The organism is Rhodococcus opacus B4 (assembly GCF_000010805.1).
GTDB lineage: Bacteria > Actinomycetota > Actinomycetes > Mycobacteriales > Mycobacteriaceae > Rhodococcus_F > Rhodococcus_F opacus_C.
On sequence record NC_012522.1, the window covers coordinates 5,610,919 to 5,637,477 of the forward strand.

At 70.3% G+C, this 26,559-nt stretch carries 1 protein-coding gene (only partly in view); it reads left to right on the top strand.

The genetic code is table 11. The features are described from left to right. Positions 1 to 22: 22 nt before the first annotated feature. Positions 23 to 26,559: the 5' portion of a non-ribosomal peptide synthase/polyketide synthase gene (locus ROP_RS25650; protein ID WP_015888917.1), read on the top strand. 46 nt of this gene lie beyond the right edge of the window; only the first 26,537 of its 26,583 coding nucleotides appear in the window; the start codon lies at positions 23 to 25; its stop codon lies off the right edge, out of view.

Here is a 26,559-nt window from a genome sequence, read left to right on the forward strand (position 1 = left end):
TACCTTACGGGGAGGAACCACCGTGAAGCCCCCAGACACGACGAAGCCGGCGACAGAACACTCGGAGGCGGCCTCGTTCCCGCTGTCCGCGGCGCAGCGTGCCACCTGGTTCGCGCAGCAACTCGACCCCGCGGTGCCGATTTCGGTCGCGCACTACGTGGAACTGCACGGCGACCTCGACATCGGCCTGCTGCGGCGCGAGACCATCGCGGTGGCCCGCGAGTTCGAGTCGCCGTTCCTCAAGGTCGTCGAGGTCGACGGCACGCCGATGCAGTACGTCGACCACAGCACCGACACGTCCATCGAGTTCGTCGACTTCCGCGGCGACCAAAACCCGGTTGCCGCCGCGCACGCCTGGATGGACCGGGACTACCAGGCCCCACTCGATCTCGCCGCCGATCGGCTGTTCGAGACGTCGATCCTGTGCGTGGGCGAAGCACATTACCTGTGGTACAGCCGCATTCACCACGTCGCGCTCGACGGCTACGGCGCCATGACGCTGATCAACCGCATCGCGCACCGGTATTCGGCCGCGGTCGCCGGCCGCGAACCGGATCCGAGCCGGGCCGCGACGCTGCGCGCACTGTACGACGTCGACGCCGGCTACCGGGCCTCGGATCGTTTCGTGGCCGACCGGGAGTACTGGGCCGGACGGGTCGAGGGAATCGGCGGCTCGACTCTGGCCGACGCGGACGCGCCCGCACTCGCCAGGAGCAAGGTCGAAAGTGCCCTGCTCTCCGAGGCGGCCGCGTCCGGTATCCAGAACTCGGACAGCCAGGCGACTGCCACCGCCGCCGTCACGATCATCGCCGCCTTCGCCTGCTACCTGTCACGGGCGACCGCGAAAACCGAAGTCCTCGTCAATGTTCCGATGTCCGGCCGCACCACCTCGCTGCTCCGCAATTCCGGCGGCATGACGGTCACCGTCGCACCGCTGCCGGTCACCGTCGACGAGGACGGCACCGTCGCAGACCTCGTTGCGCGGGTCAGGCGAGAACTGATGGGCGCGCTACGGCACCAGCGGTGCAGCGTCGAGGACATCCGCCGCGACGCCGGCGCGGGCGGTGGTGCCGAACTCCACGGGCCCATGGTCAACGTCATGCTGTTCCACCAGGAGGTCACGCTCGGCCCCCTGGTCGGCGAATACCACATCGTCACGTCGGGCCCGGTGGAAGATCTCCTGGTCAACGTGTACCCGAGTGGGACGCCGGCGGAGATTTTCGTCGACTTCCGGGCCAATCCGAACCGGTACGAGGATTCGGCGCTGCGCCGGCACCACCGGCACTTCGTCGAACTGCTGGAGGAATTCGTTTCGGCAGATCCGCAGGCCCGGCTCGGGACCGTTCACGACGCGACCGCCCGCGACGGCGCTCGACGACGCCGGGAGGCGCTCCACCTCGCGTACTGGACCGATCGGCTGTCGGGGATGCCCGAAGTGCTGAATCTGCCGTCCGATCGGGTCCGGCCGATCTTGCGGTCCGGGCGGGGCGACCGCGTCGACGTTCCGATCGGCGCCGGCACCCACCGCGGAGTGCGGGCCCTGGCCGAAGACCACGACACCACCCTGTTCGGCGTTCTGCACGCGGCCGCGGCCGTGCTGTTGAGCCGGCTCTCCGGCGCCGCGGATGTCGCGGTCGGAACGATGGTCCCGGTGGACCGGGGACAGAACCTCGTCGTCCTCCGGACCCGCGCCCCATTGGACGCGACCTTCACCGAGCACCTCCGCTACGTTGACGCCGTCGACCGGGAGGCGTTCGAGCACCGCGACGTCCCGTTCGAGCACGTGGTCCGGGCGGTCGCGCTCCGCGATTCGCCCGCCTTCTCGCCGATCGTCCAGGTGCTGGTCGACGGCGACGCGGCCGGGCCTCCCGGGATCGGCCGATTCGACCTCCGGGTCACGGCGGCGGAGACGTTCGACGCCGACGGCCTCCCGGCCGGCATCACGGTGACCCTCGGGTTCGCCGTCGATCTGTTCGACCCCGGCACCGTTCGTCGACTGGGTGAGCGATTCCGCCGCATCCTGGAGGCGGCCACCGGCGACCCCGGTGTGGTCGTCGGCGACATCGACATCCTGTCCGACGCCGAACGGGCCACCCTCGTCCCGGTACCCGGCCCCGCAGGACGGCCTGGCCGCGCACTGCCCGAATTGTTCTCGGCGGCAACCCGTGCCAACCCCACCGGCACCGCACTCTCGTATCTCGGACACGACGTGACGTACCGGGAACTGGACGAGCGCTCCAGCCAATTGGCCCGCGTCCTGGCAGAGCACGGCATCGGGCCGGAGAACGTCGTGGCACTGGGCATGACGCGCTCGATCGAGTCGGTGCTGTCGATGCTGGCGGTCGGCAAGGCCGGGGCCGCGTTCCTGCCCGCCGACCCGAACTACCCGGCCGAGCGGATCGAGCACATGCTCGACGACTCGGGTGCGGCGCTGGGCGTGACGGTGTCGACCGTGCGGTCCCGGCTCCCCGGATCGGTGCCGTGGCTGGTACTCGACGAGGACGAGTTCCGTTTGCACTGCGCGAGTCGGCCGAACTCCGCCGTCACGGACTCCGATCGGGTTCGGCCTCTCCGCCCGGAGAACCCGGCGTACGTGATCTACACGTCCGGTTCGACGGGCAGGCCCAAAGGCGTCGTGGTCACCCACCGCGGCCTGGACAACTTCGCGGCCGAGCAACTCGCCCGATCCGGTGCGTCGCGGACCTCCCGGGTTCTGCACTTCTCGACCCCGAGTTTCGACGCGTCCGTCTCCGAGTACCTGCACGTGTTCGCCGCCGCGGCGACCATGGTGATCGTTCCGCCGACGATCTACGGCGGGGAGGAACTGTCCCGGTTCCTGCGGTCGGAGAGGGTTACTCACGGATTCGTCACCACCGCGGCGCTCGGCACGATCGACCCGGACGGACTCTCCGGCTTCGGCGACGTGGTGCTCGGCGGCGAGGCGTGCCCGCCGGAACTGGTGCAGAGGTGGGCGCCCGGCCGCCGGCTGTCCAATGCGTACGGGCCCACCGAGGCCACCGTCATGTCGAACATCAGCGCACCGATGCAGCCGGACGGTGCCGTCACGCTGGGCGGTCCGCTCCGCGGATTCCGCGAGGTCGTCCTCGACGAGCGGCTGTCACCGGTGCCTGCCGGGGTGGCGGGAGAGTTGTACATTTCCGGCGACGGCCTCGCACGCGGGTACCGCGGCAGGTCGGCGCTCACGGCGGAACGGTTCGTGGCCGACCCGTTCGGCGGGCCCGGCGACCGGATGTACCGCACCGGGGACGTGGTGCGGTGGCGAACCGACCGCACCCTGGAGTATGTGGGCCGCAGTGATTTCCAGGTGAAGATGCGTGGCTTCCGCATCGAACTCGGCGAGATCGACACGGTCCTTCACGCCCATCCACACGTGCGGACCGCGGTGACGACATCGCGCACGGCACCGTCCGGAGACACGGTGCTCGTGTCGTACGTGCTGCCCGCCGCCGGGCAGCGGCTCACAGCCACCGAATTGACGGATCTCGCCGCAAAGCAACTGCCGACGTACATGGTGCCGGCGGCGATCGTCGTCCTGGACGAGTTGCCTCTGACCCCGGCGGGGAAACTCGATCGTGCCGCGTTGCCCGCGCCCGAATTCCTCTCCGCGAAAACCGAGTTCCGGGTTCCTGTCACCGCGGAGGAGCAGACCGTCGCGCGGGTGTTCGCGGACGTCCTGGGTGTGGAGCGAATCGGGCTCGACGACAGCTTCTTCGACCTCGGCGGGAATTCGCTCGCCGCGACGAGGGTGGTCGCCCGGCTCAATGCCGCGCTCGGTGTCGATCTCGTGGTGCGGACCCTGTTCGAGGCACCGACGGTGGAGGCATTGGCGGAACGCATCGGGAGTGCGCACACCCGGCCCGCCGACCGACCGGACCTCGTCGCGCAGCGGCGCCCCGACCGGATCCCTCTCTCGCTTGCCCAGCAACGCCTCTGGTTCGTCAATCAGTACGACACCTCCTCACCCGCCTACAACATCCCGATGGCGCTGCGCCTGACCGGAACCCTCGACGAGGCGGCGCTCCGGACTGCGGTCGGGGACATCCTCGGCAGGCACGAATCGCTGCGCACCGTGTATCCGGCATCGGTCGACGGACCGCATCAGGTGATCCTGCCGCTGGGCGACGTGATGCCCGCCCTGGAGCCGACAATCGTCGACGACGAGGCAGCGCTGCGCGCGCAAACGGTCGAGCTGGCCGCGCGAGGTTTCGACGTGAGCACCGAGGCGCCCGTACGCGGCGCCCTCTTCCGGACCGGGCAGGCCCACGTTCTCGTGCTCGTGGTGCATCACATCTCCGCGGACGGTGCGTCGCTGGCACCGCTCGCCCGCGACCTGATGGTCGCGTACTCGGCGCGGGTGCGGCAACAGCCACCGGACTGGCGGCCGCTGCCGGTGCAGTACGCCGACTACAGCCTCTGGCAGCGGGCCGCCCTCGGCAGTGAAGACCATCCCGGCAGCGTGATGTCGGCGCAAGTGGAGTACTGGAAGCGGACGCTGTCCGGCCTCCCCGACGTGATCGACCTTCCCCTGGACCGGCCGCGGCCCACCGACAGGACGCTCCGCGGCGAGACCGTCCGGTTCACCGTGTCCGCGGAAGACCATCGGTCTCTTCTCCTCCTTGCGCGGCAACACGATTGCACGATGTTCATGGTGATGCACGCGGTGCTGGCTGTCCTGATCGCGCGGCTGAGCGGATCCGGGGACGTCGCGATCGGGACGCCGATCGCCGGGCGCGGAGAGGAAGCACTCGACGACGTCGTGGGGATGCTCGTCAACACACTGGTCCTGCGGACGGCCGTCGAACCCGCCGCCACGTTCGCCGACGTGCTGGCCCTTGTGCGGGAAGCGGATCTGGCGGCGTTCGGGCACGCGGACGTGCCGTTCGAGAGCGTCGTGGACGCGGTCGCGCCGACCCGCTCGACCGCGTACTCCCCGTTGTTCCAGATCTTGCTGGAATTCCAGAACACCGCCCCGGTCCACGTGGACCTGCCGGGACTGACGGTGGAGACCGTCGACGTCGAACCCGGCGTCGCCAAGTTCGACCTGCAGTTGACGCTCGCCGAGCAGTACGAAAAATCGGACACTGCAGCGGGTATCGCCGCATCGTTCACGTACGCGTCCGACGTGTTCGACCGGGCGACGGCGGCGGGATTCGGGGAGCGATTCGTGCGGATTCTCGGGACGATCGCCGGGGATCCGGCCACCGTGGTGGGGGATGTGGAGGTTTTGGGTCCGGGTGAGCGGGGGTTGGTGGTCGGGTCGTGGAATGCGACGTCGCGTGCGGTGCCGGGGGTGAGTGTTGCGGATTTGTTTGTGGCGCAGGTGGGGCGGAGTCCGGGTGCGCCTGCGGTGGTGTGTGGGGAGGTGGTGTTGTCGTATGGGGAGTTTGCTGCGCGGGTGTATCGGTTGGCGCGGTGGTTGATCGGGGAGGGGGTGGGTCCGGAGTCGTCGGTGGGTGTGGCGGTGCGGCGGTCGGTGGACATGGTGGTGGGGGTGTATGCGGTGGTGGTGGCGGGTGGGGCGTTTGTGCCGATCGATCCGGATCAGCCGGTGGAGCGGGTGGGGTATGTGGTGGGTACGGCTGCTCCGGTGCTGGTGTTGACGACGTCGGCGGATGTGGGGGTGTTCGCGGGGTCGGTTCGGGTGGTGGCGGTGGACGAATTGGATGTGTCGGGGTTGGGGGCGGGTCCGGTGGGGGATGGGGAGCGGTTGGCTCGGCTGCGGCCGGGTTGTCCGGGGTATGTGATGTTCACGTCGGGGTCGACGGGTCGGCCGAAGGGGGTGTCGGTTCCGCATGCGGGGATTGTGAATCGGTTGTTGTGGATGCAGGATCGGTATCGGCTGGGTTCCGATGATGTGGTGTTGCAGAAGACGCCGGTGACGTTCGATGTGTCGGTGTGGGAGTTGTTCTGGCCGTTGGTCGTCGGTGCGCGGTTGGTGATTGCGCGTCCCGACGGGCACCGTGATCCCGGGTATCTTGCCGATCTCATTGTCGAACACCGTGTGACTACGGTGCATTTCGTTCCGTCGATGCTGGCGGTGTTCACCGCTGAGCCGACGGCGGCGCGATGCACCGGTCTGCGGCGGGTGTTCGCCTCGGGTGAGGCGCTCCCCGCGGCGACGGCGGCGAGGATGCGGGAACTGGTGCCCGAGGGCGGCATCCACAATTTGTACGGTCCGACGGAGGCGTCGGTGGATGTGACGTTCCACGAGGTGACCGACGCGGATCGGGTGGTGGTGCCGATCGGGGCGCCGGTGTGGAATACGCAGACGGTCGTGTTGGATGGGCGGTTGCGGCCGGTGCCGGTGGGGGTGGCGGGGGAGTTGTATCTGGGGGGTGTGCAGTTGGCGCGGGGGTATGTGGGGCGGGCGGAGTTGACGGCGGAGCGGTTCGTGGCGAATCCGTTCGGGGCGGGGGATGGGCGGGGTTCGCGGTTGTATCGGACGGGGGATCGGGTGCGGTGGTTGCGGTCGGGGGAGTTGGAGTATTTGGGGCGGACGGATTTTCAGGTGAAGTTGCGGGGTCAGCGGGTCGAGCTGGGTGAGGTCGAGGCGGTGTTGTTGCGTCGGGTGGAGGTGGCGCAGGCGGTGGTGGTGCTGCGTGGTGACGGTGCGGCGGGGGAGTATCTGGCGGGGTATGTGGTGCCGGTGGCGGGTGCGGTGGTGGACGAGCGGGCGGTGCGGGAGTCGGTGGCGGCGGTCGTGCCGGGGTTCATGGTGCCGTCGGTGGTGGTGGTGTTGGCGGAGTTGCCGGTGACGGTGAATGGGAAGCTCGATCGGAAGGCGTTGCCGACACCCGACTTCGGCAGCCCGGATTCCGGTTTCGTTGCCCCCCGGACCCCCATCGAGGAGATCGTCGCCGCCGTCTGCGCCGACCTGCTCGGACTCGACAGGGTGGGCGCGCACGACAACTTCTTCGACCTCGGCGGAAACTCACTGATCGCCACCCGGCTGGTGGCCCGGATCAACGCCGTCGTCGGCGACCGGATCGGACTCCGCGATGTGTTCGACGCCCCCACCGTCGCGGGTCTGGCACAGCTTGCCGAATCGCAGGACGGGCTCGAGGCCCGCCCCCCGCTGAAACCGAGGGAAGGCACGGCGGAAGTCCCCGTGTCGCCGGCCCAGCAGCGGATGTGGTTCATCAACCAGTTCGACACCTCCTCCTCCGCCTACAACGTCGCCTTCGCGCTGAGACTCGAGGGCAGACTCGACGTCCACGCGCTTCAGGCGGCGGTCGCCGACGTCGTCGAACGGCACGAGGCCGTGCGCACCCTCTTCCCCCTCGCCGACGACGGCCCCCGCCAGGTGGTCCTCCCTGCGGCGAATGCGGTACCCGACCTCGCTCCGGTCGTCGTGCCCGGTGAAGCCGAACTCCGCGAACACTCGCTGATACTGCTGTCCGCGGGATTCGACGTGACCACGCAGGTGCCGCTGCGCGCGAAACTGTTCCGGCTCGACGAGAACCTGCACGTGCTCGCGGTGGTGGTGCATCACATCGCGGCGGACGGCTTCTCGATGGCACCGCTCGCCCGGGACGTCATGGCCGCGTACGTGTCCCGGTCGAACGGGTCCGCCCCGGACTGGCTGCCCCTCGACGTGCAGTACGCCGACTACGCGCTGTGGCAGCGGGAGTGGCTGGGATCGGAATCCGATGACAGGTCGCCTGTTTCGCGGCAGCTCGCGTACTGGACGGCCACGCTGTCGGACCTGCCCGAACTGCTGGAGTTGCCCACCGACCGGCCCAGGCCCTCCGTCCGGTCACTTCGCGGCGGCCGCGTCGAATTCGTGATCGACCCGGACATCCATGCCGGCGTCGTGAGGCTCGCGCGGGAACACGCCACGACGGTGTTCATGACGCTGCACGCCGCACTGGCGGTCGTACTGGCCCGCGTGAGCGGCGCGAACGACATCGCCGTCGGCACACCGACCGCCGGTCGCGGCGAACGCGAACTCGACGACGTGGTCGGCATGTTCGTCAACACGCTCGTCCTGCGCACCCACGTCGACGGCGCCGCCACGTTCGCCGAGTTCCTGGACCGTGTCCGGGAAACCGACCTGGGTGCCTTCACCCATGCGGAGGTCCCGTTCGAGCGGGTGGTGGAGGTCCTGAGCCCGTCCCGGGCCACGGCGTACGCGCCGCTGTTCCAGGTGATGCTCGAGTTCCAGGACATCGAACGACCCACACTGGAATTGCCGGATCTGCAGATCCGGAACCTCGACTTCGAGATCGACACCGCCAACTTCGATCTGCAGTGGACCCTGACCGAGACGTTCGACGAGAACGGCTACCCGGCAGGCATCACCGCGGGTCTCGGCTACGCGACCGACCTCTTCGACGAGGAGACGGCGATCGGTTTCGCAGAACGATTCGTGCGGATCCTCGAGGCGGTCACCGCCGACCCGGGCGCACGGGTCGGTGACATCGACATTCTCGGATCCCTGGAGCGTGCCCTGCTCGCCCCGGTGCCGGGTGGTGCGGCGGTCGCGCCGCGGATGCTGCCGGACCTGATGGCCGAGGCGGTCGCGCACGATCCGGAGGCCACGGCGCTGGTGTTCGCCGGAAGTGCCATCCGCTACGGAGAGCTCGACAGGCGTTCGAATCGGCTGGCCCGCATGCTGATCGAGCGCGGTGCCGGACCCGAGTCGGTGGTCGTGCTGTGTGTGCCGCGGTCCGTCGAATCCGTCCTGGCCGTCTGGGCAATCGCGAAGTCGGGGGCCGCATTCCTCCCCGTGGACCCGAATCACCCGCCGAAGCGGATCGAATACATGCTCACCGACTCCGGCGCCGTGTACGGGCTGACCGGATCCGCGCACCGCGGCACGCTGCCCGGCATCGTGCCGTGGCTGGTGCTCGACGACCCCGGTGCCGGCGACGCCCTGTCGCGTTATCCGTCGTCGGAGATCACCGACGACGAACGACTCTCGACGATCCGCGCCGACAATCCGGCGTACCTCATCTACACGTCGGGATCGACCGGCACACCCAAGGGCGTGGTCACCACCCACCGCGGTCTCGCCGCCTTCGCGACGCAGGAGAGGGAGACGTTCGGGACGACGCCCGAATCCCGGACCCTGCACTTCGCATCCCCGAGTTTCGACGCGTCCGTTCTCGAACTGCTGCTGGCGATCGGCGCGGCAGCGACGATGGTGATCGCACCCCCGTCCGTCTACGGCGGTGCCGAACTGGCGCAGCTGCTCGAATCCGAGCGGGTCACGCACTGCTTCGTCACTCCGGCGGCACTCGCGTCGATCGATCCCGCCGGTCTCCCCGACCTCGGGTGCGTCGTGACGGGCGGGGAAGCGTGTCCGCCCGAACTGGTCGCACGGTGGGCGCCGGGCCGGCACATGTTCAACGCGTACGGGCCGACCGAGGCGACGGTCGTGTCGAGCATCAGCGAGGAACTGGTGCCCGGGGCGCCGGTCACCATCGGCACACCCACCCTCGGTTTCACCGAGACCGTGCTGGATTCCCGGCTGCACCCGGTACCTGCCGGGGTCGTGGGGGAGTTGTACCTCGCGGGTCCCGCCCTCGCGCGCGGGTACCGCCGGCGGCACCCGCTGACCGCCGCGAATTTCGTCGCCGACCCGTTCGGGCCGCCGGGAAGCCGGATGTACCGCACCGGAGACCGGGCGCGCTGGCTTCCGGATGGCCAGCTGGAGTACCTCGGGCGCACCGATTCCCAGGTGAAGATCCGAGGCTTCCGGATCGAACTCGGCGAGGTCGAATCGGCGCTGCTCGCCTGCGATTCCGTGGCCCACGCGGCGGCGAGTGTGTGGAACGACGGCGGCGGCGATCGGCTGATCGGGTATGTGGTCCCCGAATCCGGTGCGTCGATCGATTCGCGGGCAGTCCTCGACTTCGTCGCCTGCCGGCTGGCGTCGTACATGGTTCCGGCCGCGCTCGTGATACTCGACTCGCTACCCCTGACGGTCCACGGAAAACTCGACCGCACAGCGCTTCCCGCACCCGACTTCGCCGGCTCCGGAAGCCGGCCGCCGCAGACCGAGACCGAGGCACTCCTCGCGGGACTGTTCGAGGACGTGCTCGGAGTGGACTCGGTCGGCGCGGACGATTCGTTCTTCTCCCTCGGCGGCGACAGCATCCAGTCCATCCAGCTGGTGGCCCACGCCCGAGCGGCCGGTGTGATTCTCTCTCCCCGGGACGTATTCGACCATCGCACCGTCTCCGGCCTCGCCGCGGCCGCGCGATTCGACCACGACGGCACCGTCGCTCTCGACGAGCTGCCGGGCGGCGGCGTCGGCTCCCTGCCGCTGACACCCGTCGCGCGCTGGATGTTCGAGCGCAGCGGCGGCCGGCTCGACCGGTTCTCGCAGGCGCTGCTGCTGACGGCACCCGCCGACCTCACTCACGAGGTGCTCGTCGGCGCGGTCGAGGCGGTACTGGACCGGCACGACATGCTCCGGGCGCTGGTGTCCGCGGACGGCACGAACGTGCTGCCGACGGGGTCGGTGCCGGCCGAAGTCCACCGGGTGCCCGTCGACGCGGTGCGGGGAGAGGAGTTCACCGCACTCGCCGCCGCCGAGCTCGAGGCCGCGGCCGACCACCTGGACCCGGCCGCGGCCCGGACGCTGCGGGTGGTCTGGTTCGACGTCCCGGACGACGCCGGGCGACTGCTCGTCGTCGTGCACCACCTCGTGGTCGACGGGGTCTCCTGGCGGATTCTCGTCGCGGACCTCGCGTCGGCGGCCGAGCGGCTCGGGGCCGGTCTCACACCTGCGCTGCCGGCGGTGGGAACGTCGATGCGGCGGTGGTCGCACGGCCTGACCGAGGCCGTGCGGACCCGGACGGGCGAACTCGCGTCGTGGGAGAAGATCCTCGACGGCCCGGATCCGCTGATCGGCTCGCGCCCGCTGGATCCCGCGATCGACGTCGCCGCGACCGTCGGCACCGTCACGGTCGACGTGCCGCCCGAGGTGACCGACGCCCTGCTCACGGCACTCCCGGACGCCGTCCACGGCAGTGTCGGCGACGGGTTGCTCACCGCGATCGCCCTGGCACTGATCGCCTGGCGACGGGAGCGCGGGGGCGCCGTGCCGGACACGCTGCTCACCCTCGAGGGCCACGGCCGGGAAGAGCAGGTCGTCCCGGGCGCCGACCTGTCCCGGACGGTCGGGTGGTTCACCACCGTGTATCCGGCGCGGTTGGACCTCACCGGAATCGAAGTCGACGACGCCCTGGCAGGCGGCGCCGCTGCCGGGCAGGCGGTCAAGGCCGTCAAGGAGCAGTTGCTCGCGATCCCGGATCACGGGATCGGCTTCGGACTGCTGCGCTACCTGGACGACGAGGGGTCGGAGGCCCTCCACCGATTCCGCACTCCGCAAGTCGGTTTCAACTACCTCGGCCGGGTGGTCGTCACCGGTGGAGGCGAGAACTGGCTCCCGGTGGAGAGCACACTCGGCGGTACCACGAACCCCGACATGCCTGTCGCATCCGTGATCGATATCAACGCGGTCGTCTCCGACACCCCCGAGGGAGCCCGGCTGCGGGCGTCGTTCGCGTTCCCGACCGGTGTCCTCTCCGAGGAGGAGGTCGCAGCGTTCGCGGATCTGTGGCGCCGCGCCCTCGGCGGGCTCGCCGTGCACACGGCACGGCCGGACGCGGGTGGGCGGACACCGTCCGACCTTCCGCTGGTATCGGCGAACCAACGGCAGATCGAACGCTGGGAGGAGCGGTTCCCGGCGCTGCAGGACGTGTGGCCGCTGTCTCCGCTGCAGTCCGGGTTGTTGTTCCACGCATCCCTTGCAGCGGAGTCGATGGACGTCTACACCGCCCAACTGCGGATCGACTTCGAGGGCGAGGTCGACGCGCAGCGCCTGCGCGCGGCCGCCGCCGGACTGCTTGCTCGCCACGCGAATCTGCGCACCGCGTTCGTGTACGACGACGGGGTACCCGCGCAGATCGTCCTCGACGCGGTGGAGGTGCCGTGGCGAGAGGTCGATCTCACCGACACCGACACCGACACCGACACCGACACGGCACTCGTGCGACTTCTCGACGAGGACCGCAGCGCCCGATTCGACCTCGCCCGGCCGCCCCTGCTCCGGCTGACGCTGTTCCACACCGCACCGAAGTGCTTCGTCCTGTCGATCACGAACCACCACATCGTCCTCGACGGGTGGTCGATACCGCTCCTGGTGCGCGAACTACTCGTCCGCTATGCCTCAGGCGGCGACCCGGCCGGACTGCCCGAACCGCCCTCGTACCGCACGTATCTGGAATGGGTGGCGAGCCGCGACACGGAACTGTCGGCCCGAGCCTGGGAACGCGCACTCGACGGCGTCGAGGAGCCGACGCTGCTCGCGCCGCACGCGTCCGCGGCGCTGCACGGTGTGCCCCACGAACTCGACGTCGACCTGCCTGCCGGGATTCTCGACGGACTCGCCGCCACGGCGAACCGCGCCGGCGTCACCATGAACACGGTGACCCAGGCAGCGTGGGGGATCCTGTTGTCGCGGTCCGTCTCCCGCGAAGACGTGATCTTCGGGGCCACCGTGTCCGGTCGTCCGCCGCAACTGCCCGGTGTCGAGACCATGCTGGGCCTGTTCATCAACACGGTGCCGGTGCGCGTGCGGGTGGACCCGGACGAGACCGTCGCGGGACTGCTCACCCGCCTGCAGGACGAGCAGACGTCCCTGCTCGACCACCATCACCTCGGTCTCGGCGAGATCCAGTCGCGAATCGGCCTGGGCAACCTGTTCGACACGCTGTCGGTGTTCGAGTCGTACCCGATCGACACGTCCGGACTGGACGAGAACACCGACGTCGGCGGTGTGCGGGTGACCGGTCTCGACGCCCGCGACGCCACGCACTACCCGGTCACGCTGCTGACGATCGTCGAACCACGACTGCGGCTGAGTCTGCGGTACCAACCGGGAATCCTCGACCGGGCCACCGTCGCCGCCCTCGCCGACCGCCTGGTTCGGATTCTCGGGACGATCGCCGGGGATCCGGACACCGTGGTGGGGGATGTGGAGGTTTTGGGTCCGGGTGAGCGGGGGTTGGTGGTCGGGTCGTGGAATGCGACGTCGCATGTGGTGCCGGGGGTGAGTGTTGCGGATTTGTTTGTGGCGCAGGTGGGGCGGAGTCCGGGTGCGCCTGCGGTGGTGTGTGGGGAGGTGGTGTTGTCGTATGGGGAGTTTGCTGCGCGGGTGTATCGGTTGGCGCGGTGGTTGATCGGGGAGGGGGTGGGTCCGGAGTCGTCGGTGGGTGTGGCGGTGCGGCGGTCGGTGGACATGGTGGTGGGGGTGTATGCGGTGGTGGTGGCGGGTGGGGCGTTTGTGCCGATCGATCCGGATCAGCCGGTGGAGCGGGTGGGGTATGTGGTGGGTACGGCTGCTCCGGTGCTGGTGTTGACGACGTCGGCGGATGTGGGGGTGTTCGCGGGGTCGGTTCGGGTGGTGGCGGTGGACGAATTGGATGTGTCGGGGTTGGGGGCGGGTCCGGTGGGGGATGGGGAGCGGTTGGCTCGGCTGCGGCCGGGTTGTCCGGGGTATGTGATGTTCACGTCGGGGTCGACGGGTCGGCCGAAGGGGGTGTCGGTTCCGCATGCGGGGATTGTGAATCGGTTGTTGTGGATGCAGGATCGGTATCGGCTGGGTTCCGATGATGTGGTGTTGCAGAAGACGCCGGTGACGTTCGATGTGTCGGTGTGGGAGTTGTTCTGGCCGTTGGTCGTCGGTGCGCGGTTGGTGATTGCGGAGCCGGGTGGGCACCGCGACCCCGCGTACCTCGAGCGGGTGATCCGCGAGGAATCGGTCACGACGGTGCATTTCGTGCCGTCGATGCTCGAGGTGTTCCTGGCGGGCGCGAACGTGGAGGGGTGCGGTGCGTTGCGCCGGGTGTTCACCAGCGGTGAGGCGTTGCCGTCGGCGAGCGCGGCACGGCTGCGCCGGGTGAGCGGGACGGAGCTGCACAATTTGTACGGTCCGACGGAGGCGTCGGTGGATGTGACGTTCCACGAGGTGACCGACGCGGATCGGGTGGTGGTGCCGATCGGGGCGCCGGTGTGGAATACGCAGACGGTCGTGTTGGATGGGCGGTTGCGGCCGGTGCCGGTGGGGGTGGCGGGGGAGTTGTATCTGGGGGGTGTGCAGTTGGCGCGGGGGTATGTGGGGCGGGCGGAGTTGACGGCGGAGCGGTTCGTGGCGAATCCGTTCGGGGCGGGGGATGGGCGGGGTTCGCGGTTGTATCGGACGGGGGATCGGGTGCGGTGGTTGCGGTCGGGGGAGTTGGAGTATTTGGGGCGGACGGATTTTCAGGTGAAGTTGCGGGGTCAGCGGGTCGAGCTGGGTGAGGTCGAGGCGGTGTTGTTGCGTCGGGTGGAGGTGGCGCAGGCGGTGGTGGTGCTGCGTGGTGACGGTGCGGCGGGGGAGTATCTGGCGGGGTATGTGGTGCCGGTGGCGGGTGCGGTGGTGGACGAGCGGGCGGTGCGGGAGTCGGTGGCGGCGGTCGTGCCGGGGTTCATGGTGCCGTCGGTGGTGGTGGTGTTGGCGGAGTTGCCGGTGACGGTGAACGGGAAGCTCGATCGGAAGGCGTTGCCGACACCCGACTTCGGCACGACCACCCGCGGGTACCGCGTGCCGACGACCCCCGCGGAGGAAGCGGTCGCGTCGGCCTTCGCAGCCGTCCTCGGTATCGACCGCGTCGGCGCCGACGACAGCTTCCTCGACCTCGGCGGCGACTCTCTCAGCGCTACCCGGGCGGTGGGACGCATCAACAGTGCGCTGGACACGGATCTGGGTGTCGCTGCGCTGTTCGACGCACCCGTCGTGGCCGATCTCGCCGCCCGGATCGACTCGGACGTGATGACGAGTTCGACGTCCCCGGCGCTCACCGCGAGGCCGCGGCCCGAGCGGATTCCGCTGTCCCTCGCGCAACAGCGCATGTGGTTCGTCAACCAGTTCGACACCGCCTCACCGGCCTACAACATCCCGGTCGCGCTGCAACTGGACGGGGCGCTCGATCTGGACGCACTGCGCGCGGCACTCGGCGACGTCCTGGAGCGGCACGAATCGCTTCGGACCGTGTTTCCCGGTTCCGCGGACGGCCCCCGGCAGATGATCGCCGATTCCGCGCTCGTCACCCCCGGCCTCGAACCGGTCCCGGTCGCCGAAGGAGCGCTCCGGGAGTCCCTCACCGCGTTCTTCGGCGCCGGATTCGACGTCACCGAGGATGTTCCGATTCGGGTGCGACTGGTGCGACTCGCTCCCGAGCGGCACGTCCTCGCCCTCGTCGTGCACCACATCGCGGCCGACGGCTTCTCGATGGCGCCCCTGGCGCGGGACGTGATGCTCGCCTACACCGCACGGGCACAGGGTCATGCCCCCGGCTGGGCGCCGCTGCCCGTGCAGTACGCCGACTACGGCCTGTGGCAGCGCGAGGCACTGGGCACCGACGAGCAACCCGATTCGATGATCTCCGGCCTGCTCGGCTACTGGACCCGGACGTTGTCGGGCATTCCGGACGTGCTGCCGCTGCCCCTGGACCGGCCGCGGCCCGCGCAGCGGTCCCACCTGGGGGCCGTCGTGCCGTTCGACATCCCACCCGACGTCCACGAGTCCTTGACCGACATTGCGCGCCAGAGCAATTCGACGCTGTTCATGGTGGTGCACGCAGCCTTGGCCGTGCTGCTGGCGAGAGTGACGGGATCGGAAGACGTCGTGCTGGGAACCCCGATCGCGGGCCGCGGCCACGCCGCACTCGACGACGTGGTGGGGATGTTCGTCAACACGCTGGTGCTCCGCACGCCGGTGCCCGCGGGATCGTCGTTCACCGAGTTGCTCACCGGTGTGCGGTCGGTGGACCTCGGTGCGTTCGAGCACGCCGACCTGCCGTTCGAGCGGCTCGTCGACGAACTCGCACCCGAGCGGTCCACCGCGCACTCACCGCTGTTCCAGGTGTTGCTCGAATTCCAGAACGCCACCCGCACACACCTGGAACTGCCCGGGCTGACCGCCCGATCGGTCGATGTCGATCTGGACGTCGCGAAATTCGACCTGCAACTGAGCCTGGTGGAGCGGGTCGACGAGCAGGGTGTGCCCGCCGGGGTCAGCGCCGGTGTCCGCTACGCGACGGACGTCCTCGACCGTGCGTCGGTGGAGGGGTTCGCCGAGCGCTTCGTGCGGGTGCTCGAGGCCGTGACCACCGACCCGGCCGCGCCGGTCGGGGACATCGACATCCTGGATGCGCCCGAACGAGGGCTCGTGCTCACCTCCGCGCATCGGCCGGGGACCGACGTCGCACCGCTGTCGCTGGTGGACCTGTTCGATCGTGCGGCGGCGGCCGAGGCCGAGGCCGTCGCGGTGCGCTGCGAAGGATCGTCGGTGACGTACCGGGAACTCGACGAGCGGGCCAACCGGCTCGCACGACTGCTGGTGGCGCGGGGCGCGGGCGCGGAAACGCTGGTGGCGGTGGGGATGACGCGGTCGGTCGACCTCGTCGTGGCGCTGGTGGCGGTGGTGAAGTCGGGCGCCGGTTACCTCCCGGTGGATGTGGACTCGCCTGCCGACCGGCTGGCCTTCCTGCTCGGCGACGCCCGGCCGGGGTGTGTGCTCACCACGACCGCGGACGCCGAGACCTTCCGCGGCGCCGGGGTGCCGGTGGTCGTGGTGGACGACCCCGCGACGGTGACCGCGCTGCAGCCGCTGTCGCCGCTTCCGGTGACGGACGACGACCGCCGCACTCCGCTGCATCTGGACTCCGTGGCATACGTGATCTACACGTCCGGTTCCACCGGGCAGCCGAAGGGCGTGCAGGTCTCACACCGCAACGTCGTCACGCTGGTGGCGAACACGCAGACGCTGTTCGGATTCGGACCGGCCGACGTGTGGACCATGTTCCATTCCGCCGCATTCGACTTCTCGGTGTGGGAGATGTGGGGAGCGCTCGCCCACGGCGGCCGGCTGGTGCCGGTCGACTACTTCACGGCGCGCTCACCCGAGAAGTTCCTCGAACTCCTGCGCGCCGAACACGTCACCGTTGTTAACCAAACCCCCACGGCCTTCTACCAATTGGCGGAGGCCGATCGCCTCGCCGGTGGTCCCGCGCTGTCGCTGCGGTACGTGATCTTCGGTGGGGAGGCCCTCGACTTCGGGCAGCTGCGGCGCTGGTACGCCCGCCGGGGCGACACCGCGCCGGTGCTGGCGAACATGTACGGCATCACGGAAACGACGGTGCACGTCACCCACCTGCCGGTCGACCGGGACCTCGCCCGGGAGGCGTCCGGGTCGCTGATCGGCCGGGGCCTGCCCGGACTGCGCGTGTACGTGCTCGACGGACGACTCCACCCGGTGCCGCCGGGAGTGGTCGGGGAGATGTACGTCTGCGGGGCGCAGGTCTCGCGCGGCTACCTCGGCCGGCCCGCCCTCACGTCCGGCCGATTCGTCGCCGACCCGTTCGTGCCCGGCGCCCGGATGTACCGGTCCGGCGATCTGGGCAGGTGGAACGCGCACGGACAGCTGGAGTACCTCGGCCGCAACGACCTCCAGGTGCAGGTGAAGGGATACCGGATCGAACTGGGGGAGGTGGAGTCGGCCCTGCTCGCGAGCGAGGGGGTGGCGCAGGCGGCGGTGACGGCCCGCGGCGACCGGTTGGTGGGATATGTGGTGCCGGAGGCCGGCGCCGCGATCGACCCGGCCGTGGTCCTCGACGCGGCCGCGGAGCGACTGGCGTCGCACATGGTGCCGGCGGCGGTGGTGGTGCTGGGCGGCATGCCACTGACGGTGAACGGCAAACTCGATCGGAAAGCGCTGCCCGAACCGGACTTCGGTCAACGGGTTACCGCGGGTCGCGGACCGGTCACCGAGACGGAACGCATCCTCGCCGACCTGTTCGCGGAGGTCCTGGGCCTCGGCTCGGTGGGTGTGGACGACTCGTTCTTCGCGCTCGGCGGCGACTCGATCATGTCGATCCAGTTGGTCACCCGCGCCAAGGCCGCCGGGGTCCTGATCTCGCCGCGGGACGTGTTCGAGCGCAAGACCGTTGCCGCGCTGGCCGCGACAGCCGGCACGGACGACGCGGCCGTGGTTCTCGACGAGTTGCCCGGGGGTGGGATCGGTGAGATCGCGCTGACGCCGATCGTGCGGTGGATGCTCGCCAGGGGCGGGGATTTCCGCCGTTACGCGCAGTCCGCGGTGTTCACCCTTCCGGCGGGGATGACCGAAGACACCCTGACGCAGGCCGTGCAGGCCGTGCTGGACCGGCACGACGTGTTGCGGGCGCGGTTGTCCCGCACGTCCCGCTCCGAGGCGGGCTGGTCGATGGAGGCGGCGGCCGAGGGGGCGGTGCGGGCGGCGACCGTCCTGCGACGGGCGCGAGCGGACGACGTCGGCGCCGAATTCGACAGCGCCCTCGATCGACTCGACCCGGAGTCGGGCGTGATGGTGCAGGCGGTCTGGTTCGGCGGGGGCGTACGTCCTCCTCGCGTGCTGATCGTCGTGCATCACCTCGCGATGGACGGGGTGTCCTGGCGGATCCTGATCCCCGACCTCGCCGCGGCGTGCGCGCAACTGCAGTCCGGCAGGGCACCGGTGCTGGAGCGGCCGGGGACGTCGATGCGCCGGTGGGCGCACGGGCTCGCCGACGCCGCGCGTGAGCCCCGGCGCGCCGCCGAACTCGACCTGTGGCGCACGATGCTGGACGCACCCGACCCGTTGCTGGGGTCACGCCCGCTGACCGCCGCGGACACCGCCGCCACCGCCGCGGACGTCGCGGTGCGCGTTCCGGCGTCGTTGACCGAGACGCTGTCGACGACCGTGCCGCGGGCGTTCCACGGCGGTGTGGCGGATGCCCTGCTGACGGCACTGGCGATGGCGCTGACGCGGTGGCGTCGACGCCGCGGCATCGACGTCCCCGGCGCGCTCGTCGGGCTCGAAGGCCACGGTCGTGAAGAGCAGGTGGTGCCCGGCGCCGATCTCGCGCGCACCATCGGCTGGTTCACCACGATCTTCCCCGTGCGACTCGAGCTGAGCGGGGTGGACCTCGACGACGCGTTCGCCGGGGGCCCGTCCGCGGGAACCGCGCTCAAGTCGGTGAAGGAGCAACTGCTCGCCGTTCCGGACCACGGCATCGGGTTCGGGCTGCTCCGGTACTTGAACGACGATACAGCACAGTCTCTTTCGGCGCTGCCGATGCCTCAGGTCAGCTTCAACTACCTCGGCAGGATGGGCGCGGCCGCCACGGAGACCGCGGAGGGGTGGATGCCGGTCGACGAGCCCGGACTGCGCGAGGACCCGGCGGTTCCGGTCGCGGCCGTCGTCGACGTCAACGCGATGACCGTCGACGCGGGTGACGGCCCCGAGCTGCGTTCGACGTGGACGTACCCGCCGGAGGTCCTCACCCGCGCGGAGGTCGAGGAACTCGCTCAGCTGTGGCTGCAGGCCCTCGCGGCCCTCGGAACCCACACGGAGTCGGGCGGCACCGGGTTCACGCCGTCGGACCTCGATCTCGTCGCACTGCGGCAGGACGCGATCGAGGCGCTCGAACGCCGTTGCCCGGACCTGACGGACGTGTGGCCGCTGTCGCCGCTGCAGTCCGGCATGCTCTTCCACGCCGAACTCGCCGACGACTCCCTCGACGCCTACCTGGTGCAGGTGAGCCTCGAACTCGACGGCGCCGTGGATCCGGTTCGACTGCGCCGCGCGGCCGATGCGTTGCTGGCCCGGCACGACAACCTGCGCGCCGGATTCCTCCGGGACACCGACGGCAACGCCGTTCAGGTGATCCGGCGACGGGCGGAGGCACCCTGGCTCGACGTCGACCTGACGGCTCTGGACGAGGATGCCGCGGCGTCCGAGATCGCGCGGCTGCTGGCCGACGACCGGGTCCGCCCGTTCGACATGACGCGCGCCCCGCTGATCCGGTTTCAGCTGATCGCGACCGGGCCGAACCGGTACCGGCTGGTGTCGACGAACCATCACATCCTGCTCGACGGCTGGTCGATGCCGTTGCTGATCCGGGAGTTGCTGACGCTGTACGCCACCGGCGGGGACGCGTCGCCGCTGCCCCGCATCCGCGGGTACCGCGACTACCTGGCGTGGGCCGCCCGCCGCGATCAGGACGCCTCCCGTGAGGTGTGGGCCCGGGCCCTCGCCGGGGTGGAGGGGCCGACGTTGCTGGCCCCGCCGGACCGCGGTCACCGGTTGTCCACGATGTCCGACGAGTTCGTCTTCGACCTCGACGAGCAATCCACCGCCCGGTTGCGGGACGTCGCGCGGTCGCGGGGGCTGACCGTGAACACGCTCGTCCAGGTCTCGTGGGGAATCGTGCTGGGCGCGTCGACCGCCCGCGACGACGTGCTGTTCGGTGCCACCGTGTCGGGACGGCCTCCCGAGTTGGCGGGCATCGAGACGATGGTCGGGATGTTCATCAACACGCTGCCCGTCCGGATCGGGCTGCGTCCCGGCGAGACCGTCGGCGCCCTGCTGGAACGGGTGCAGGCCGAGCAGGCGGCGTTGCTCGATCATCACTACCTGGGCCTGTCCGAGATTCAGGGCGCGGCGGGGCCGGAGGCCGGGTTCGACACGTTGACGGTGTTCGAGTCGTACCCCGTGGATCGCGCCGGGCTCACCACCGACACCGACATCGCAGGCATGCGCGTCACCGGCGTGGACGCGCGGGACGCCGCCCATTACCCACTGAGCCTGGTGGCGTCGGTCGACGCCCGGCTGCACCTGAAATTCGAGTACCTCCCGGACGTCTTCGACGCGGACACCGTCGCCGACCTCGCCGGGCGGGTGATCCGGGTGCTCGACGCCTGTACCCGTCCGGACCGGCCGCTGGCGGCGCTGTCGCTGCTGACGGACCGGGAGCGCACCGAACTGGTGCCGGTCCGCGGCCGTCCGGGCGGATCGACCCGCACGCTGCCGCAGATTCTCGAGGATGGTGCCGCGCTCGACCCGCACGCGGTCGCCCTGTCCTACGGGGACGTCGACGTGACGTACGGAGAGCTGGACGAGCACTCGAATCGCCTGGCCCGCGCCCTCATCGCGCGCGGGGCGGGCCCGGAGACGTTCGTGGCCATCGGGATTCCGCGGTCCCTCGATTCGGTGCTGTCGGTGTGGGCGGTGGCGAAGTCCGGTGCCGCGTTCGTGCCGGTCGATCCGAACTACCCCGACGAGCGCATCACCCACATGCTCGTCGATTCGGGAGTCACGCTCGGCCTGACCACGACCGAGCACCGGAACCGGCTCCCGGGCGACGCCGACTGGCTGCTCCTCGACGAACCCGGCTTCGCGATCGAGTGCGCCGAGTATCCGGGGGCGGCGGTGACCGACGCCGACCGGAGCGGTCCGGTCACGCTGGACACCGCCGCGTACGCCGTCTACACGTCGGGCTCCACCGGGCTGCCCAAGGGGGTGGTGGTCACCCACCGCGGTCTGGACAACTTCGCCCTCGACCAACTCGAACGTTTCGGTGCGACACCGCGATCCCGCACGCTGCACTTCTCCACGCCGAGCTTCGACGGGTCGGTGTTCGAGTATCTCCAGGCGTTCGGCGCCGGCGCGACGATGGTGATCGCGCCGCCCACCGTGTTCGGCGGCGACGAACTCGCACGGCTGCTGGCCGACCGCAACGTGACGCACGCGTTCATCACCACCGCCGCGTTGGCGTCGCTCGACCCTGCCGGTCTGACGCATCTCACGGACCTGGTGTTCGGCGGGGAGGCGTGCCCACCCGAAGTCGTCGCCCGCTGGGCCCCCGGCCGCCGCCTGTACAACGCGTACGGACCGACCGAGACCACGATCATGTCCAACATCAGCGCACCGATGGTCCCCGGAGAACCCATCACCATCGGCGGACCGATCCGCGGCGTGACGGAACTCGTGCTCGACACCCGGCTGCAACCGGTCCCCGTGGGTGTCGCGGGCGAGCTGTATCTCGCCGGGGCGGGCCCGGCCCGCGGCTACCACCGCCGCCCGGCGCTGACCGCCGAACGGTTCGTCGCCGACCCGTTCCGGCCCGGTGAGCGGATGTACCGGACCGGGGACATCGTGCGGTGGACGCCGGACCACAGCATCGAGTACGTGGGCCGCACCGACTTCCAGGTCAAGGTGCGCGGATTCCGCATCGAACTCGGCGAGGTCGACGGCACGCTGATGTCGGAGCCGAACGTCGGATTCGCGGCCACCCTCGCGCACCGCGGTCCCGCGGGTGACACCCTGCTGGTGTCCTATGTCGTACCGTCCTCGGGTTCCTCCCTCGACACCGCCGAACTCACGCGGCACCTGGCGGACCGCCTGCCGCCGCACATGGTGCCCACCTCGATCACGGTGCTGGAGCGCATCCCGCTGACGGCCGTCGGCAAGCTGGACCGTGCGGCACTGCCGGAGCCCGACCTGCTGGCCGGGGCGGGGCACTACCGGGTTCCGGCCGGTCCGCTCGAGGAAGCGGTCGCGGGTGTCTTCGCGGACGTACTGGCACTCGGGCGGGTCGGCGCCGACGCCGACTTCTTCGACCTCGGCGGCAACTCCCTCAGCGCCACCCGGGTCACGGCGCGGCTGCGCGCGTCGCTCGGCGTCGACTGCGGGGTGCGAGACCTGTTCGAGGCGCCCACGGTCGCGGCGCTGGCGGAGCGGATCGCGCAGTCCGGGGCGGGGCCGTCCGGCCGCCCAGTGCTCACGGCGGCCCGCATCCGGCCCGACGACATCCCGCTGTCGTTCGCGCAGCAGCGGATGTGGTTCGTCAACCAGCTCGACACCACCTCGGCCGCCTACAACATCCCGATCGTGGTGACACTGAGCGGGGATCTCGATGTGGGAGCGCTGAACTCGGCACTCACCGACGTCCTCGCCCGGCACGAGTCGTTGCGCACGATGTTCCCGGTCCGCGGGGACTGGCCGGTGCAGCAGATCCTGCCCGCCGCGGGCGCGGTGCCCGCGCTGATCCCCGTCACCGTCACGGAAGAGCACGTCCGCGACGAGGTTTCCCGGCTCGTCTCGGCGGGTTTCGATGTCACCGTGGAGCTTCCGCTGCGGGCCGGGCTGTATTCGCTGAGCGCCACCGAGTACGTCCTCGCCGTGGTGGTGCACCACATCTCGGCGGACGGGTTCTCGATGGGCCCGCTGGTGCGCGACGTGATGGCGGCATACGGCGCCCGCGCGTCCGGCGCCGCGCCCGACTGGGCGCCGCTCCCGGTGCAGTACGCCGATTACGCCCTGTGGCAGCGGGAACTGCTCGGTTCGGACGACGACCCCGAGTCGCTGCTGTCGAGGCAGCTCGACTACTGGACGACCGCGCTGGCCGGTACGCCCGACCTCCTGGAACTGCCCACCGATCGGGACCGGCCGTCCCAGCAGTCCTTCCGCGGTGCGCGCGTCCACTTCTCCGTCGACGGCGACCTGCATCGGCGCATCCGGGAACTGTCGCGACGTCTCGGCTCCACCGAGTTCATGACCGTGCACGCAGCGTTGGCGGTGCTGCTCAGCCGACTCGGCGGCACCCCGGACGTCGCGGTCGGCACCCCGGTCGCCGGCCGGGGAGACCCCGCACTCGACGGTCTCGTCGGCATGTTCGTGGGCACGCTCGCGCTCCGCACCCGGGTGGACCCGGCCGCGTCGTTCACCGCCCTGGCCGGGCACTGCCGGGACGTCGACCTCGCGGCCTTCGCGCACGCCGACGTCCCCTTCGAGCGGGTGGTGGACGCGGTCGGCCCGACCCGATCGACGGCGTTCGCGCCGCTCGCCCAGGTCTCGCTGGAATTTCAGAACACCGAGCGGCCGGTCCTGACGCTGCCGGGGCTGGACGTCCGCGGCATCGACTCCGGGCTCGCCGTCGTCAAGGTGGATCTCGAATTCCTGCTGGCGGAGGAGTTCGGCGCGGACGGTGCACCGGCGGGGATGAGCGGCGCCGTCGACTTCGCCACCGACCTCTTCGACGCCGGCACCGTCCGCGGGTTCGCCGACCGGTTCGTGCGGATCCTCGACGCCGTCACCGCGAACCCCGACCGCCCGGTCGGGGACCTTCCCCTGCTCGACGAGACAGAACTGCGGGCGATGGCGCCGGCCCGTGGCGGGCCGGACGTGCGACCGCAGTTGTGGCCCGACCTGCTCACGGCTGCCGCCGCATTCGACCCGGACTCGGTGGCCCTGTCCTACGAGGACCGGCGGGTCAGCTACCGCGAACTCGACGAGTGGTCCAACCGGTGGGCGCGGATCCTGCGCGGCCGTGGGGTGGGACCGGAGACGTTCGTGGCCGTCGGAATGCCCCGCTCGATCGAGTCGGTCGTCGCGATCTGGTCGATCACCAAGGCCGGTGCGGCGTTCGTGCCCGTCGACCCCACGTATCCGCGCGAGCGCATCGACTACATGCTCACCGATTGCCGGGCCGCACTCGGCCTCACCGTGCGAAGTCGCCGCGGCGACCTGCCGGACACCGTCCCGTGGCTGATGCTCGACGACGAGGAGGTCACCGCGCAGGTGGCGGCGGTGTCGCCCGCGCCGGTCACCGACGCGGACCGGACGGGTCCGTTGCACCTCGCCCACCCGGCTTATCTCATCTACACGTCGGGGTCGACCGGCAGACCGAAGGGCGTCACCGTCACCCACCGGGGGATGGCCGATTTCACCGCGGAGACGCACGAACGGTTCCAGGTCTCCCACGAGTCCCGGGTGTCGCAACTGGCGTCCCCGAGTTTCGACGCGTCCGTGTTCGAGCTGATGATGGCGTTCAGCGCGTCGGCGCAGGTCGTGATCGTGCCGCCGGCGGTCCTCGGGGGCAGCGAACTGGCCGACCTGTTCCGCCGCGAGCAGGTGACGCACGCGACCATCACCCCGACCGCGCTGGCGGCGCTCGACAACGACGGACTCGATGCGCTCCGCGTCCTCGACCTGGTGGGCGAGGCGTGCCCGCCGGAGGTGGTCGCGCGGTGGGCGCCGGGCCGGAGCCTGCACAGCGGATACGGGCCCACGGAGACCACCATCCAGGCGAGTGTCAGCGCCCCGATGCGCCCCGGCGAGAGTGTGAACATCGGCTCGCCCGCACTGGGATTCGCGTTCCTCGTCCTCGACGAGCGGCTGCAGCCGGTGCCGGCCGGGGTGCCCGGCGAGCTGTACATCGCCGGACCGGGTACGGCACGCGGGTATCACAACCGGCCGGACCTCACCTCGGAACGATTCGTGGCCTGCAACTTCGGGGAGCCGGGGTGCCGGATGTACCGGACCGGCGACGTGGTGCGCTGGCGACGCGACCACACCCTGGAGTATCTGGGCCGCAGCGACTTCCAGGTCAAGGTCCGTGGCTTCCGCATCGAACTCGGGGAGATCGACGCCGTGCTCGGCAGGCACCCTGCGGTGGCCTTCGCCGCCACCGTCGGTCACACCGGCCCGTCCGGCGACACCGTGCTCGCCTCGTATGTGCGCGGTCACGACGGGCAGGAGGTCCAGCCCGCGGGACTGCGCACCTACGCGGCCGAACGCCTGCCCGCCCACATGGTGCCGTCTGCGGTGGTCGTGCTCGATCGGATACCGATGACCCCGGTGGGCAAACTCGACCGGAAGGCGTTGCCGGCACCGGAGTTCGGCTCCACCGGCGCCGCGTTCCGGGCCCCGGCCACGGAGACGGAACGCATCGTCGTGGACGTCTTCGCGTCGGTGCTCGGGCTGGACCGGGTGGGCACCGCCGACAGCTTCTTCGACCTCGGCGGAAACTCCCTCCTCGCCACGCGGATCGTCAGCGCACTACAGGCCGAACTGGACCGGCGGGTTCCACTGCAATGGATGTTCCTCGACCCGACCCCGGCGGGGATCGCCGGCCGACTCGACCTTCCGCACCGGAGCGCCGGGCTGGAAGAGGCACTTGCCGTGGTGATTCCGTTGCGCGCGCACGGCAGCGGCCGGCCTCTGTTCTGCGTGCATCCGGGAATCGGGCTGTCCTGGGGGTACGCCGGTCTGGTGCAGTACCTCCCGCCGGACCGGCCCGCGTACGGGCTGCAACTGCCCACGATCAGCGGCGACGGCGACTACCGGACGATCGAGCAGTTGGCGCACCGCTACCTCGACGAGATGCGGGCCATCCAGCCCACCGGTCCGTACGACCTGCTCGGCTGGTCGCTCGGCGGGGTCATCGCACACGCCATGGCGGTCGAACTACAGGCGTCGGGAGAACAGGTCGGCACACTGGCCGTGATGGACAGCTACCCCGTGGGCGGTGAGGAACCGCCCTCCGGCCGGCTGGACATCCGGGACCTCCTGCGTGGGCTCGGGCTCCAGGCGGACCCGGACGCCGAGATGACGTACGAGCACGCTGCGCGGTTGATCGACGAGTCGTTCGGCACCGAGACCGGTGTGCGGGGACGCGACCTCGAGCGGATCTCCGCCGGCTACGAGAACTCCCGGTGGCTCGCGCACCACTTCGTGCCCCGCGCCTACGACGGGGACCTGCTCATCTTCTCCGCGACCGGCGACGGCGACGGGACCACCCGCGCCCGCTCGGCGGACGAATGGCGGCCGCTCGTCACCGGCCGGATCGATGCGCGGCCCGTGGACTGCGGGCACAACGACATGATCGAGCCGCAGTCCCTCGC